Source organism: Proteobacteria bacterium CG1_02_64_396, assembly GCA_001872725.1.
GTDB lineage: Bacteria > Pseudomonadota > MNWR01 > CG1-02-64-396 > CG1-02-64-396 > CG1-02-64-396.
This window is the reverse complement of record MNWR01000023.1, coordinates 1-13,008: the sequence shown is the minus strand read 5'-3', so window position 1 is coordinate 13,008 and position 13,008 is coordinate 1. Positions and strand designations below refer to the sequence as shown.

At 62.6% G+C, this 13,008-nt stretch carries 15 protein-coding genes; 1 reads left to right on the top strand and 14 read right to left on the bottom strand.

Going from position 1 to position 13,008, the window contains the following annotated elements:
• The coding region (locus AUJ55_02790; GenBank protein ID OIO60004.1) for an IS5 family transposase at positions 1-151 on the top strand (151 nt) is incomplete at its 5' end.
• 113 nt (positions 152-264) lie between these two features.
• Here AUJ55_02790 and AUJ55_02785 read toward each other — a convergent pair.
• The 14 genes from AUJ55_02785 to AUJ55_02720 all read right to left on the bottom strand — a co-directional run bounded on the left by AUJ55_02785 (position 265) and on the right by AUJ55_02720 (position 12,939).
• Positions 265-702, bottom strand: a complete 438-nt coding sequence (locus AUJ55_02785; GenBank protein OIO60003.1) for a hypothetical protein — start codon at positions 700-702, stop codon at positions 265-267.
• Between the two features lie 238 nt (positions 703-940).
• Complete coding sequence (locus tag AUJ55_02780; GenBank protein OIO60002.1) at positions 941-1,174, bottom strand: hypothetical protein; 234 nt, start codon at positions 1,172-1,174, stop codon at positions 941-943.
• A 425-nt stretch (positions 1,175-1,599) separates the two neighbouring features.
• Positions 1,600-1,800, bottom strand: coding sequence for a hypothetical protein (locus AUJ55_02775; protein ID OIO60001.1), 201 nt, complete (start codon positions 1,798-1,800; stop codon positions 1,600-1,602).
• Between the two features lie 277 nt (positions 1,801-2,077).
• Complete coding sequence (locus AUJ55_02770; protein OIO60000.1) at positions 2,078-3,127, bottom strand: hypothetical protein; 1,050 nt, start codon at positions 3,125-3,127, stop codon at positions 2,078-2,080.
• Positions 3,124-4,083: a hypothetical protein gene (locus AUJ55_02765; protein ID OIO59999.1), complete on the bottom strand. Its 960-nt coding sequence runs from the start codon at positions 4,081-4,083 to the stop codon at positions 3,124-3,126. The genes AUJ55_02770 and AUJ55_02765 overlap by 4 nt, the downstream gene beginning before the upstream one ends.
• Positions 4,084-4,683 carry a hypothetical protein gene (locus AUJ55_02760; GenBank protein ID OIO59998.1) on the bottom strand — a complete coding sequence of 200 codons (600 nt, stop codon included), beginning with the start codon at positions 4,681-4,683 and terminating at the stop codon, positions 4,084-4,086. It abuts the gene before it with no gap.
• Entirely contained in the window at positions 4,683-5,855 is a 1,173-nt protein-coding gene (locus AUJ55_02755) for a hypothetical protein (protein OIO59997.1), read from the bottom strand. The genes AUJ55_02760 and AUJ55_02755 overlap by 1 nt, the downstream gene beginning before the upstream one ends.
• Positions 5,852-6,940 (bottom strand): hypothetical protein, encoded by a 1,089-nt coding sequence (locus tag AUJ55_02750; GenBank protein OIO59996.1) that lies wholly within the window; start codon positions 6,938-6,940, stop codon positions 5,852-5,854. The genes AUJ55_02755 and AUJ55_02750 overlap by 4 nt, the downstream gene beginning before the upstream one ends.
• Positions 6,937-8,382, bottom strand: coding sequence for a hypothetical protein (locus AUJ55_02745; protein ID OIO59995.1), 1,446 nt, complete (start codon positions 8,380-8,382; stop codon positions 6,937-6,939). The genes AUJ55_02750 and AUJ55_02745 overlap by 4 nt, the downstream gene beginning before the upstream one ends.
• Positions 8,379-9,488 (bottom strand): hypothetical protein, encoded by a 1,110-nt coding sequence (locus AUJ55_02740; GenBank protein OIO59994.1) that lies wholly within the window; start codon positions 9,486-9,488, stop codon positions 8,379-8,381. The genes AUJ55_02745 and AUJ55_02740 overlap by 4 nt, the downstream gene beginning before the upstream one ends.
• A gap of 10 nt (positions 9,489-9,498) precedes the next feature.
• Positions 9,499-10,029 carry a hypothetical protein gene (locus AUJ55_02735; GenBank protein ID OIO59993.1) on the bottom strand — a complete coding sequence of 177 codons (531 nt, stop codon included), beginning with the start codon at positions 10,027-10,029 and terminating at the stop codon, positions 9,499-9,501.
• Positions 10,019-10,312, bottom strand: a complete 294-nt coding sequence (locus AUJ55_02730) for a DNA polymerase subunit beta (GenBank protein OIO59992.1) — start codon at positions 10,310-10,312, stop codon at positions 10,019-10,021. Before AUJ55_02730 ends, AUJ55_02735 begins: the two co-directional genes overlap by 11 nt.
• A gap of 19 nt (positions 10,313-10,331) precedes the next feature.
• Positions 10,332-11,735 (bottom strand): hypothetical protein, encoded by a 1,404-nt coding sequence (locus AUJ55_02725; GenBank protein OIO59991.1) that lies wholly within the window; start codon positions 11,733-11,735, stop codon positions 10,332-10,334.
• A gap of 73 nt (positions 11,736-11,808) precedes the next feature.
• Positions 11,809-12,939 carry a hypothetical protein gene (locus AUJ55_02720; protein ID OIO59990.1) on the bottom strand — a complete coding sequence of 377 codons (1,131 nt, stop codon included), beginning with the start codon at positions 12,937-12,939 and terminating at the stop codon, positions 11,809-11,811.
• Between the last annotated feature and the right edge of the window lie 69 nt (positions 12,940-13,008).

Below are 13,008 nucleotides of genomic sequence, written 5' to 3'. Positions count from 1 at the left end.
ACAGACCGTCGAACCGGTTTTCGGCATCATCAAACAGGTGATGGGATTCCGGCAGTTTTCGCTGCGCGGCCTGGCGAAGGTCAGTGGCGAATGGATCCTGGTGGCGTTGGCCTGGAACCTGAAACGGATGAATGTGCTGCGCATGGCCTGAATAAGGCTCGCTGTCCACGGGGCAACGCCGTTTCAGCCCCTCAATCGCGCACAAAACAGCCCCCCGGTCACTCAGCCCTGCTCGCCGACTCGGGTACGACAATCAACGACGGTTTAGCGCTCCCCCAATAGGGGGATGGGGCAAGTCCGACAGGCTCCTAGAAAGATCAAGGCGATCAGCGCCGGAGGGAAATCCTCGGGCAAGGCATACTTGTGGATCAGGTGCAGATTGGTCGCCACCCGCTTGGCCGTGGCGATCGGATCGAAGGCCACCTGGGCGGCCCCCTCCTCCCGGAATTGATCGAGGATCCGTTCGTAGTTGGCGGCAAAATCGGGATCGCCCACCGCCTGGGCCACCATGACGTTGACCCCCTGCTTGGCGGCGATCTGCCAGTGGTCGGTGTGTTCGTGGACCAGCACCACATAGGGAAGGTAGACCGCCGCCCCCACCACCCCAGCGCCGCGGTCGCCAACACCGGCCAGGCCAGGGTCTCGGGTTTGGACCAAGCGGCCCAACCCCAGGCCAGCCCCGCCAGCAGAGCCCAACCCCATCCCCCTTGCTTGAGGACCCGCCACCATGCGGCCAGCGCCAGCACATCGCAGAACAGGACCAGCGGTTCGGTCCGCACCTCGCCGCCGTACAGCACCCCCAGGGGCCAAAGCGCCAACGCGGCGCAGCCCAGCAGGGCTGGCGGTAGGGTTCCAGATCGAACGCCAGAGCCAATAGAGGGGAAACAAGGTCAGGGCGCCAAACAACGCGTTGAGCGCCCGCGCCGTCGCCTCAGCATCCCTACCGGTCAGGGCAACCAGCCCCCCCCCCCACCAATATTGAATAACCGGGGGAATAGACCGGATGGAACCACGTCCCCCCTGCCGCAATGGCCAGGGCGTGTTGAACGTAGTTCACCGCGTTGGTGTTGATGGTCAGCGGAGCCATCGCCGTCATCAGCCGCAGGGCCAACGCCACCAGTACCACCGCCCACAAAAAAAGACGGTTTGGGGGCCACAATTTTGACGATGTCATTGGAGTCCCATCGGGTGCTTGATCGACTACCTCTGTTTTACGACTGTGCATCAAGCGCGCACTTCGAACGATCCGTCCACACTCGATTGTCTTATGGGGGCGGACGCACCGTTTTGCGACGACCGACCAGCCCTCCCATCCACAACCACCCTGCCATGCTCACGACGGAAATCGACCAGCCGATCCATTCATTCGGCAACCAGCAGCGCTCCAACACCCAATGATGCTGACCCGGCATGATGTCGAATTGAAGCAAACCGGTTTCTGGATCGGGACGCTCACGGGAGGCGTTCGGGTTGAGTTGATCAGCGCTTCCAAGCAGACCGTTCGCGGACTTCGGTCCGCTCCTACGTAGTAGGCGACCTAAGTCGCCGAAGCTCTGCCGATTTTGCGAGCGAAGCAAAAACGACGTCGCATCGGGGAGGCTACTTTTGGTTTTTGCGAAGCGCGCTGGGCAAATGGGACAATACCAATCCCGCGTCCCCCAGGCCGGCCAACCCCAAATCGCGCCGCGTACGTTGACTACGACCGATCCAGTGAAGAATCAGGGGAATCCAGATGTAGGCACAGGATTCACCTATCGCCGCCCGCACCTCGATGTCGACGTAGTGATAAGGGAACCACATGTACAACGAAGCGCCGACCAAGGCCCAGCTCGGTTACGAAACGGAGGGCAAGCAGATAGAAGGCGCCCCCGAGAGGGCGTAAAGGACACCGTATTCCCACCCCTGCAAGGCGGGAGCGGTCACCCCGGTGATCGTCCCCAGCAAGGTATAGAGGTAGAACGGCAAAGGTGCATAGAAGTAAAAGGTGGGGCTACCCACCCCCTCGACGGCGTGCCCCTCATGAATCGAGATTGCGGGGGCGTCGAAGTATCGGAAAGGTCGGGATATGACGGCGGGCTCAGCATGTAAAAACCCCCTCCCCCCTGCTGGCCTGAATGCGCCCCACCGTCATGGCCAACGAGCGAACGATCAACAACCCTGCCATGGCCCAGCTTTCCCCCCAATTGAGCTGTCGCTCGAATTCCTGCGCCCGCCGTTTGAGAAAGCGGGCGATCCAAAACCCGTACAGAGGCACGAGACAGAAGAGCCACGGCTCGAACAGTCCGAGCAAGAGCAGCAACACCAATTTCTTGTCGGCAGTTTGGAACTGGACCCAAAGGCGCGGCCCTCCCCCACCCCATGCCAGGGTCCTCCCCCCTGGACCCTCCAAAATCCACGATACCTGTCCATATCGGGCAAACAGCCGGGGATGGCTGCGCCCGTAGCGCACCCCCTTCACCCACAGCTCCCGCATCCCGGGGGGGTGAATGTGGCGAACCCTCACGGCAGGATCGAAGAAGATGGGGCCATACCCTCGCAGAATCTTGACGCAAACATCGAAGTCCTCGCCGACCTCCCCCGTCGGGGCCAGCGCCTCGTCGAATCCTCCGATCTCCAGCAGGATGTCGCGCTGGGCCCAGAAGTTGGCGGTAGGAAAACCGCTCACCCCCTGGGGGGGAAGGCGATCCCAACGAAACGGTTTCAACCCGGCGACAAGCGAGGTCAACCCAACCAACTTAGCGGGAAGATCCCCTTCGAACGAACCGGGCGCGGGGCCGGCAAGTGCGACCTCCCGGTCTAGGTATGGTCGCCCCTGCGCAATCCAATCGTCATCGGGGACACAGTCGCTGTCGGTGAATGCGATCCAGCCTCCCCGCGCCGCCCGGATCCCGGCATTGCGTGCCGCAGAGGCCCCCTTTTTGGACTCCTCGACCACCTGCACCGCAAAGGGAACCTGCTGCGCCCAATCGCGCAGGATCTCCAAGGTGGCATCCTGAGAGCCGTTATCGACCAGAACCACCTCGAAATCCAGGTCACTTTGGCGCTCGATACCTGCCAAACAGCGTTGGAGGGTCGCCTGTGCGTTATAACAGGGGATGATGATCGAAATCGTGGGGCAATCACTCATCGCAAGACACATCGATCATTGGAGGGGAAACGGCGTAATTTGCGGCGGACATCCCCCTGACTCCAGCGGGTCCACCGACCGTAGATTTCTCGGGTCACATCGCCCGCCACACCCTGCAATCCGGCAGGCAGTTGTTCGATCTCATCAAGCAGCGCTTCGGGATCGTAGCCGAACAACCTCAGATCATCGGCGCCCAAGCGCTGGATGTAGCGTCGCGCCCACGCCCGGCGAAACCGATTGCCCAGGGTCCTGTGCCATTTATGCAGCGGTTCCCGGCTCACCTGCCGATATTGTTTGGTGCCGGTGGGATCCTGCATTCCCGCCAGCTGCACTTTTGTAAAAGCCCCTGTGGCATCGGCCAATCCCTCGATCCCGAGAAAATCACCAATGCGCGACAGCTCCGCCTCCGGTTCCTGCACCAGTTGCTCGTACTGCACCAGGCAACAGCGGTCGCCGTGTTCGCGATAAAAGCGGGCCAGATTGCGCCACCCCTCGAACAGGTCGATCTCGTGGGCAAACCAGTACCAATTGCCCTTCCCGAAGGTCTCGATCACCGAGGCCAACACCGCCAGGGGGTGGCGGACCAACACGACGAAGGGGGCCTCGGGGAAAGCGAGCGGCAGATGGTGGGCGATGGCGTGGTAGCGGGGGGTTTTGTCGAGGAACCATCGGGTCGGGGTGGGCACCGCTTGGCGGTATAGCTCCTCGGCCATCTTGCCGACCGTCCGGGCATAAGCGGCATGTCCCCCCTCGATCTGCTCGATCAGTCCCCGGATTCCTTGGTGGATGTAGCCGTGGTCGTAGATCGAGAAGGTCCTTTCTCCGTCGATCACGTCCAGAAAAGGGAGGAGTAACCAAGGCTCCGACAAGGTGGTGATGTCAGGGTGGCTCCCCAACTGCCGTTGCAACAGGGTCGAACCGCTACGAGGTAAAGAGAGAAGAAAGAGGGGATCCATTCACGCCTCGAAGGTGAGGGGGCGGCCATCGACCATGTTTTGCCGGACCGGCAAGGCACGGGTGCGAACTGGGCGACAGGGGTTACCGACGCAAACCGTAAATTCGGGCAAATCCTTGGTGACCACACTCCCCGCCCCCACGATGCACCCTCGTCCGACGCAGACGCCGGGTAGAATCAGCGCCCCCGCCCCGATCCAAACCCCATCGCCCACCGTCACCGGCTTGGCTTCATAGACCAGATCCTCGGTGCGGTGACTGGCGGTCAAAAAACGAACGTCGTTGGCCACCAAGCAACCCCGCCCGAGGGTGATGGGGGCTTGGTTGCCGAAAAAGCAATTTTTGCCGATGAAGCTGCCGGTGTTCACCCAGATGTTGCATTGCGATGGCAGGGTCACCTGGATCCCGGAGGCCAAAAAGGCCCCCGGTTCGACCGCCATCCCCCCCCACCGCATCAACCGATTCTTGGCCACGGCAAGGTGGCGTCCCCAATCGTTCATGCTCATCCCCTCGTCCCACAGGCAGTCCAACAACCCGCGAAAAGGGCGCTGGAGCAAGATGCTGAAAAGGATGAAACGGATGGGACGCATGGGGTCCGACATCAAGTGCTCCCTTGCTCAATAGGCGACCCAACGAACCGACGGTAAAAATCCAAGGTTTGCTCGGCGACTCTGGACCATCCGAACTCGCGCTCGGACAACGCCAAGGCCGCCCGCCCCCTGTTCGACCATGACGCCCGTTGTGCCAATGCCATGGCCAGTGCCGTTTGCACCCCATGCTGCGACACCTGCGGCGCCATGAAGCCGATGCTGGCGTCGACAATCTCGGTAAAAGCCCCCACTGGGGTGGCCAAAACCGGCTTACCTGCCGCCAACGCCGCCAACAAAACCCCACTTTGATCGATTTTCCGGTAAGGAAGAGCAATCAGGTCGGAAACCGCAAAAAGATCGGGAATCTGCGACTCGTCGAGGTATTCGAACCGGAAGATCACCCGATCAGAGATCCCCAGGCGCTCGGCCAAGCCGGTTAAATCCCCCTCCTGCACGCCGGTCAGCACCTTGCCAATCACCAATACTTTCGTGTCGTCCGGCCACAATTGCTGAGCGGCCACCGCCTCCAGCAACCAATCGATGCCCTTGTAGGGGCGGATCGCTCCGAAGCAGGTGATGTAGCGGGCCTCGGGCAATTCCAATGTCGCCAACGACTCTTTCCGGCTCGCCCCATTTGGTTCGGTCAACATGCCGTAATGGCCGTGGGGAACAACCGTGACAGGATGGCGGCTCACGAAACGGTCGCCCATCAACCGAGCCAAATGGTCAAGGCTGGATTGGGAATGCACGATGATCCCATCACATGCCTTGTAGATCTGGCGATACGCGAAGCGATCACCAAGCCGAACCTCGTGGGGAAGAATGTTGTGCGCGGTCAGCACCACTTTGGGGAAACCACCCCGCAGCTGCAGCCAACGCAACATCGCCCAATCCCGCCGCGGGGCAATGATCGACTGAAAATGTACGAAGTCATCGCCATGCCGGGCGACTGATCGGCGCAACCGCTCCCAATCGGCCCCCATCCCATCTCCAAGGAAGAGCTTCTCGACCTCGTAATGTTTGGGAAATTTGTCCAATTGATAGTTGCGGGCATGGGTCACCAAACGGGCTTGGATCCCCGCATCACACAACGCCTCGCACAGGCAGTGGGTATAATGGCCAATCCCCCCCCAGCCACCAGTTTCAACCATAGCGACCTTGAACCCACCCTCATTGCTCATCATATCGCCTCCAGTCGATCCAGCACCATGTCGGCACAGCGCCCCGCCCCCAACTGCCGTGCTCGTGCCCAGCCCCGCTCCCGCCACTTTTGCTGCAATGGAGCGCTGTTCAGCCGTTGACACACCACCTCCTGCCAAACCTCGTCCCGAAGGGGCAAAACCTGCCCCCCCTTACCCACCACCTCGGGCAGGCTAGCCCGGTCGGAAACCATCACCGGACACCCCGCCACCATCGCCTCCAGGGGGGGCAACCCGTACCCCTCGATTTGCGAGGGAAAGAGGAAGAGTTCGGCATGGCGGTAGAGGGAAACCAAATCGGCATCTTCGACCGAACCGGTCAATACCACCCGGGGAATGCCCCGCTCGTGGATCTGTCGCTGGATCGCCGCCGCCCGCTCCCCCCCTCGACCCGCCAACACCAAGTGATGATGGGGGTAGTCGCCTGCCAACCCCTGCCAGAGATCGAGCAGAAACGGCACATTCTTGTGGGGTTGGAAATTGCCGATCCAGAGCAGGTACCCCCCCTGGGCAGGGATCCCGTACCGGGCCTGAAGCCCCTCCCGATCCAGCCCCCCCGCCGCCAGCGGCTCGACCCCGATAGGAAAAACCTCGGCGCTGTCGATACCGAGTTGCTGCTGGATTTCAGCCTTGGAGAAGGTCGAGTCGGTCATCACCAATGCCGCGCGGCGGGCCGAAACGGCGGCATACCCCCGTTTGGCCCAACGGACCCCGGGGTTGCGGGCGCTCGGGGCAAAGCGGGGATCGAGGTAAAGCAGATCGTGAATCGTCACCGCCACGGGGCAGGGGGCGATCCACGGCCCTTTGGGGTAGGGGGAAAGAAAGAGATCGGGGGCGACGACGTCGAGCCAGCGGGGCAAATGCCATTGATCTTGCAGCGGGCCAGGGGCATCGGGCAGACGGTGCAGGTCGAGCTGGGTCAAGCTTGCAGGCAAGCAGGTTTGCCCGTCGCCCACCGGCAAGAGCTCCCACCCTCGACCCACCGCCCCGGTGAGCAGATGCAGCAGGTAGCGACCGATGCCGGTGTGCAGCCCACCGGCCCATTCGCGCACATCTATAGCCAGCTTCATGCCTGCCGCTCCCGACGAAACAACCGCCGCACCCGGTCCCAATCGCGCCGCTTGAGCCCCCCGAGCAGCATCGGCAAAACCACCAGAGCGCTGAGGGCAATGGGTGCTTGCAGCCAGTGGGTGAGATCGAAGGACTGCATGGTGTGGATCAACACCAGGAGAACGACCAGCCCCCCCACCGGGGCGAGCAGAAATCGGCCCAACCCCTGATGGCCGACAATCAAAGCCATCCGTTGCATCAACAAAAAGACGTTGAACCACGCGGCCAAAACCATGGCAGTGGCCGCCCCTGCCACGTCGAAACGCCAAATCGCCAAGGGGATGATCAGGGCCGAGACCAGCAGGGACCAGTTGGCGATCCGCAGCAAATCCCGTTGTTGGCGGACGATCACCACCACCTGGGAGGTATAGGCGGCGACAAACTGAAACAGCAGCAGCGGCACCAGCAGTTGCAGCAACCAGACCGCGTCGAGGTAGGCTGGCCCATACAGCCAATGGACCGCCGGTTTGGAGAGGGCAGCCACCACCCCGGCGATCCCTACCGCAGCCCAGGCGTTGAGCCGCAGCCCCTCCAACAACAAATCGCGGAACAGCTCCTTGTCATCCTTCCAGGCCCGGGCGATGGCGGGGCCGATGGAGGCGCTCAGGACGCTGGCCATGAAAAGCGGCGCAGTCGCCAGGGTCATCGCCACGGCGTAGATCCCCAGTTTTTCGGGATGAAGGGTTCGGGCCATGACCACCATGTCGATCCGGGAGGACAAAAACCCCACAACCAAGGAGAGCCCCATGGGGCTTAAAACGGAGATGACCACCTTAAGGCGCCGAACCCCCATGAACCAACGGGGCACGGGCAGCTGTCGGGAATGCAGGATCCAAATCAAGACCCCGCACCAAATCCCCTCGATCACGGCCAAAATCTGGGCAAACCAGACCATGTCCTTTTCTAAGAAAAACGCCAGCAACAGCACGATCAGGGGGATAGAGCGTTCGACCAGGATCGTCACCGCGATGGAGCGGGCCAATTCCCGAATCAGTTGCAGGGAGTTGACGTATTGCACCGTCCCCTGGAAGAGCAGATAAAAGGTCAAAGGCCAAAGCAGCTCGGCCCGAATCCCCTCCTCCCAGGGGTACCACAACAGGGTGATTCCGACGACCAACGTGGTGAAGATCCCTTTGACCCCCCAAGCCAGTCCCAGGAAGGGGCGACGAATACGGGGCCTGGGGACCAACTCCCGCCACACCCAACCGCGCAAACCAAAATCGGCCAGCACCGTGGTGACGCTGATGGCGGCAAAAATACCGGCATAGATGCCGTAGTTTGTGGGACCGAAATAGCGGGTCACCCCGATCTGGGTGACGAAGGCCAGGATGTTGCCTGCCACCGCCCCCAGGCTGAGCCAAAAGGTGTTGGAAGCCAGCTTGCGGGTCAGCGCCCCCCTCACACCCGCACCTTCAATAACTGCCGATAGACATCCAACACCCCAGAGCCGGTCGCCTGCAACGAGAACGACTCGGACCGTTCTCGGGCCGCCGCCCCCAACGCAGCCCGTTCGGTCTCCTCCAGCGTCAACACCCGCTCCAATCCGGCAATCCAAGGCTCCAGGCCGTCCTGCTCCACCAACACCCCATCAACCCCCTGCCGCACAATCTCGGGCACCCCCCCCTGGGCAAAGGCCAACACCGGCACCCCCAACGCCATCGCCTCGACCACCACTCGGCCAAACGCCTCTCGGCGGCTGGGCAGGGCCAGCCAGTCGGCGGCCCGGTACCAGGGGCGCACATCGGCCACCGAGCCAACCCAACGCACCCGCTCTCCCAGGGGGCGGCTTTTTTCGCGCGTCGCTTGGGCGTAGGGGACCTCGGCGGGGTCGTCGTCGCCGACAATCCAGAGGTGGTCATTTGGGAAACGCTCTTGCAGCGCCAAGAAGCCATCGACCAGATACTCGATTCGCTTAGACGGACTCAAGCGGGCCACCGCCAGGATGACCCTTCCCTTTTCGGGACGGGGTATCGCCTCGACCTCTTCCCGGCAATGGGCCAGATCGAAACCGTTGTGCACCACGGTCACGGGGATGGGGGGACGGGGGCCGAAGCGGCGGGCGGTGGCGTGGGAGTTGGCGATGATGCCGGTGAGAATTTTGAGCAGGATCGGATCGAGGCGGGGGTCAAGGTCGGCAATGCGGCAATGCCAAAGCACCGGGATCTTGCGGCGCTGCCCCACGATTCCGGCATAAAAGGCGCTGCGCGAGCCGTTGGCGTGGATCAAATCGGGCTTGAGCGCCCGCACCGCCTTGAGCCAAGCGACGATTCCCCCCAGCGCCCGCCAACCGATGGGGGGCTGGGGGACAATGGCGATGGGAATCCCCAGCGCCCGTCCCCGCCGCGCCACCTCCCCCTCCGCAGGGACCGTCAGGATCGGCTCGACCCGACCGCGCAGGGTGGCGATCAGATCGAGCAGGCTGTGCTCCCCCCCGCCGACCATCTCGGCGAAGTTGGAGACGAAGAGAACGCGGGGGTTGTCCAGAGCGAGGGAACCCATCAGCGACATGCCGCGAGCGTCATGGACTTTGCCCCTCGAAAAGCTCGGGCCGGGTTCGTGCAATGGTTTTGAGGGTGTCGTGCAATCTAGGAGGCTGTCGGACTTGAGACCGTCCTACTGCGCCGGCGGGTAATCGGTCCAAATTTCCCCGGTTTTTCGTCACATAGTCACCACTATGATCCTCAAAACCGTGAAAATTTGGCCTCGATTCCCCACTCGGCTCGCTACGGACGCTCAAGTCCGACAGCCTCCTAGGCGTTTCGACCGCCACCACATGCCAAAGGATGGTTTTGTTGATGCCGAAATAGCCGTGAATCAAGCGGTTGCGCATCCCGATCAACTCGCGCCAGGGGACTTCGGGCATGAGGTCGCGAATTTCAGGGGGGATATGGTTGGCCGCCTCTCCATACAGTTGAACGTTCCAAAGGGTCGCGTCGAAATTGATCCCGCTTTCTTCGAACCCCTTGCGATCCAAACCCTCGGCATAGTCCATCACCTTTTCGCAGGCTTGGAGCAGATCGTCGAAGAAAAGACGCCACTCACGCGACATATAGCGCCTCTTTTTCGATGTAGGGAAGAATCTGGGGGCGAACGGCGTCCGCGCACACCAAATCGATGGGACAATGCAATTGGTCTTCGAGGTAAAACAACAGGTCGAAGTAACGGCGGTAGGGATTGCCCGGTTCGAATTCCACCAAAACGTCGAGATCGCTGTCCTTGTCGGCCTGGTCGCGGACGACCGAACCGAACAGCGCCAAACGCTTGATGCCGAACCTCCCGACCAACACCTGCCGGTGTTCCTCAAAGAACCGCAACGCCTCGCTCTTGTTCATCATTCCCTCCCGCGCTCCATCACCGCAGCACCAACACCCTCTGACTGCCGTCGACCAACAGTTGCAGCAACAAGGTGCCGCTTCCCCCGCCGTATTGGGTCAGCAGGTCGCCGACGTTCAGGATCGGCTGGCGGTTGATCGCCAGGATGACGATCCCTGGTTCGAAACCGATTTGAGCGGCCGGCGAGCCGTTCTTGACCTGCGTGACCACCACCCCCTGGGCGTTCTCGGGCAGTTTGAGGCCGTCGCGCCATTCGGAGTTGAGATCCTCAACCGTCAATCCGGCCAGCTTGCCCTTCTCTAGAACGGCGCTGCGCCCTTTGACCAATTCCTGGGCCGCCACCTTGACCTGCACCTGCATCGTCTTGCCGTCGCGCAGCACCTGGTAATCGATGGTGCTCTCCACCGGGGAATAGGCGGTGCGCACCCGAAGATCCTTGGGATCGCGCACGGCGTGGCCGTTGATCGCCAGAATCACGTCGCCCGCCTTGAGTCCCCCTTGGGCCGCCGGACCATCCTTGCTTACATCGGAGACCAGCACCCCTTGGGAGCGCTCCATCCCCAGCGCCTGGGCGACGTCGGCAGTGACCGGCTGGACGGCGATGCCGACGTAGCCACGCAGCATCCGACCGTTCTTCTGGATCGACTCGACCACGATCTTGGCCAGGTTGGCAGGGATGGCGAAGCCGATCCCCATCGAGCCCCCCGACTTGGAATAGATCGCCGAGTTGATGCCGATCAGGCCGCCGGTGGTATCGATCAACGCCCCCCCAGAATTGCCGGGATTGATGGCGGCGTCGGTCTGGATGAAATCCTCGTATTCGTTGATCCCCAGCTGGGTTTTGCCCAGGGCGCTGACGATCCCCGAGGTGACGGTCTGGCCGACGCCAAAGGGGTTGCCGATGGCCAGCACCACATCGCCCACCGCCACCGCCTCCGAATCGCCGAACGCCAGGGGGTGGAGCGGCGCCTTGGGGACGATGTGCAGCACCGCCAGATCGGTTTGGGCGTCGACCCCCACCAACGTAGCGGGGTAAGAGGTGTTGTCGGCGGTGAAGACGACGATCTCGTCGGCATCCTTGACCACATGGTTGTTGGTGACGATCACCCCATCGGCAGATAGAACCACCCCGGAACCGAGGCTCTGTTCCTGCCGCTGTTCGGGAGCGCCGAACATGGGGAAGCCAAAGAAATCTTGGCGGGACTGGCGCACCACGGTGCGGGAGGTGGCGATGTTGACCACCCCCGGCATGGCGGCGGCAACCACGTCGCGGTAGCTGCCGGGGGGGGCAACCCCTTTGACAGAGGCGGGATTGCCGGCGATGGCGAGGGGGGGGGTGCCTTGTACGTCCTGCCATTCGCGGGCGATCCACCCGACGGCAATAGCGGCCACCAACACGGCGATGATTGAAAGACGTTTCATGTGTTCTCCCTGCTGCCGAAACAGCGGCGATACATGTTGAGATCTGGAGGTTCGAGGGCCACGCAAAGTGGATCTACAGCCAGCGCCGGGCCACCCACCACCCCGCCAAGGCCATAGCCGCCGACACCCCGAAGGCGGGAGCATACCCCGCCCCGTCGACGATGAAACCCGCCGAGAACATCCCGACGCCCCCCCCCAGACCGAAGGAACCGGCCGAGTAGAGCGACTGGAACCGACTTTCGGTTCCCTCGGGAGCCCGCTCCTTGGCCAGATTGACCGCCGCGACGTGGAAGATGGCGAAGGTGGCGGCGTGCAGGGTTTGCAACATCAGGATCACGACGATGGCGTCGAACATGGCCAGCCCCGTCCAGCGCAGCACCGCCAGCAGCAGCGCCCACAACAACAGCCGCGCTGCGGAAAAGCGGCGCACCAGCTGGTCGGCATAGTTGAGCAACCCCACCTCGGCCAGCACCCCGATGGCCCAGAACAGGCCGATCAAGGTCGCCGAATAACCGCGCTGCGCCATCGCCAGCGAAAAGAAGCCGTAGTAGGCGCCGTGGGAGGCCTGCATGAAAAACCCAGCAGCCACCAGCGGCGCCGCCTCCCGGATCGGCCAGGGGGCCGGCTTTTGGGAGGGGGAGGTCGCAGGGGTCGCCTCGCGCAAACGGGGGATCAAGAGGACCAAGCCCATCAAAAAGGGGAGGATCACCCAGGGAAAAGCTCGGGGGCCGAACCGGTCGACCGCCACCCCCGCCACCAGCACCGCCACGATGAAGCCGACCGAGCCCCACAACCGCAGCCGCCCGTAGTGCCAGCCCTGCTCGCGTACCCCGGTCATGGCGATGGTCTCGACCAGGGGAAGGGGGGCGGCCCGCATCAAGCCGAAGAGGGTGACCCAGAGGGAGAAGCCGAGGATTCCCCAACCCCATATTTGAGGCAGATCGGTCAACAACAACAGGGTCGCCAGCGGCGCCCCGACCAGGGTGAAGGCGAGCACCGGGGTGCGCCCCCAACGGTCGGCTGCGCCGCCACCGATCAAAGCGCCGAAACTCTTGGCCACCTGAAAGGCGGCGATCACCGAACCCACCCCGATGGCCGACAGCCCCCACGAAGCAAAATAGGGGGGCATGAAGGGGAGCACGATGCCCAGGACCGCGAAATACAGGCCGTAGAACAGGGCGATGGCGACGGGGGAAGGGGTCACGCGAACTCGATGGGGTGGTGGGTGGAAAAGGGGGGAATGTTGGGTGCGGGGGGGGATTTTCTCAAATCG

Coding starts and splice junctions, on each gene's coding strand:
- AUJ55_02770 (OIO60000.1), bottom strand. CDS start 3,127: ATGAGTGATTGCCCCACGATTTCGATCATCATCCCCTGTTATAACGCA.
- AUJ55_02750 (OIO59996.1), bottom strand. CDS start 6,940: ATGAAGCTGGCTATAGATGTGCGCGAATGGGCCGGTGGGCTGCACACC.
- AUJ55_02765 (OIO59999.1), bottom strand. CDS start 4,083: ATGGATCCCCTCTTTCTTCTCTCTTTACCTCGTAGCGGTTCGACCCTG.
- AUJ55_02730 (OIO59992.1), bottom strand. CDS start 10,312: ATGAACAAGAGCGAGGCGTTGCGGTTCTTTGAGGAACACCGGCAGGTG.
- AUJ55_02755 (OIO59997.1), bottom strand. CDS start 5,855: ATGATGAGCAATGAGGGTGGGTTCAAGGTCGCTATGGTTGAAACTGGT.
- AUJ55_02780 (OIO60002.1), bottom strand. CDS start 1,174: ATGACATCGTCAAAATTGTGGCCCCCAAACCGTCTTTTTTTGTGGGCG.
- AUJ55_02785 (OIO60003.1), bottom strand. CDS start 702: ATGGGGTTGGGCTCTGCTGGCGGGGCTGGCCTGGGGTTGGGCCGCTTG.
- AUJ55_02725 (OIO59991.1), bottom strand. CDS start 11,735: ATGAAACGTCTTTCAATCATCGCCGTGTTGGTGGCCGCTATTGCCGTC.
- AUJ55_02740 (OIO59994.1), bottom strand. CDS start 9,488: ATGTCGCTGATGGGTTCCCTCGCTCTGGACAACCCCCGCGTTCTCTTC.
- AUJ55_02760 (OIO59998.1), bottom strand. CDS start 4,683: ATGTCGGACCCCATGCGTCCCATCCGTTTCATCCTTTTCAGCATCTTG.
- AUJ55_02735 (OIO59993.1), bottom strand. CDS start 10,029: ATGTCGCGTGAGTGGCGTCTTTTCTTCGACGATCTGCTCCAAGCCTGC.
- AUJ55_02775 (OIO60001.1), bottom strand. CDS start 1,800: ATGTGGTTCCCTTATCACTACGTCGACATCGAGGTGCGGGCGGCGATA.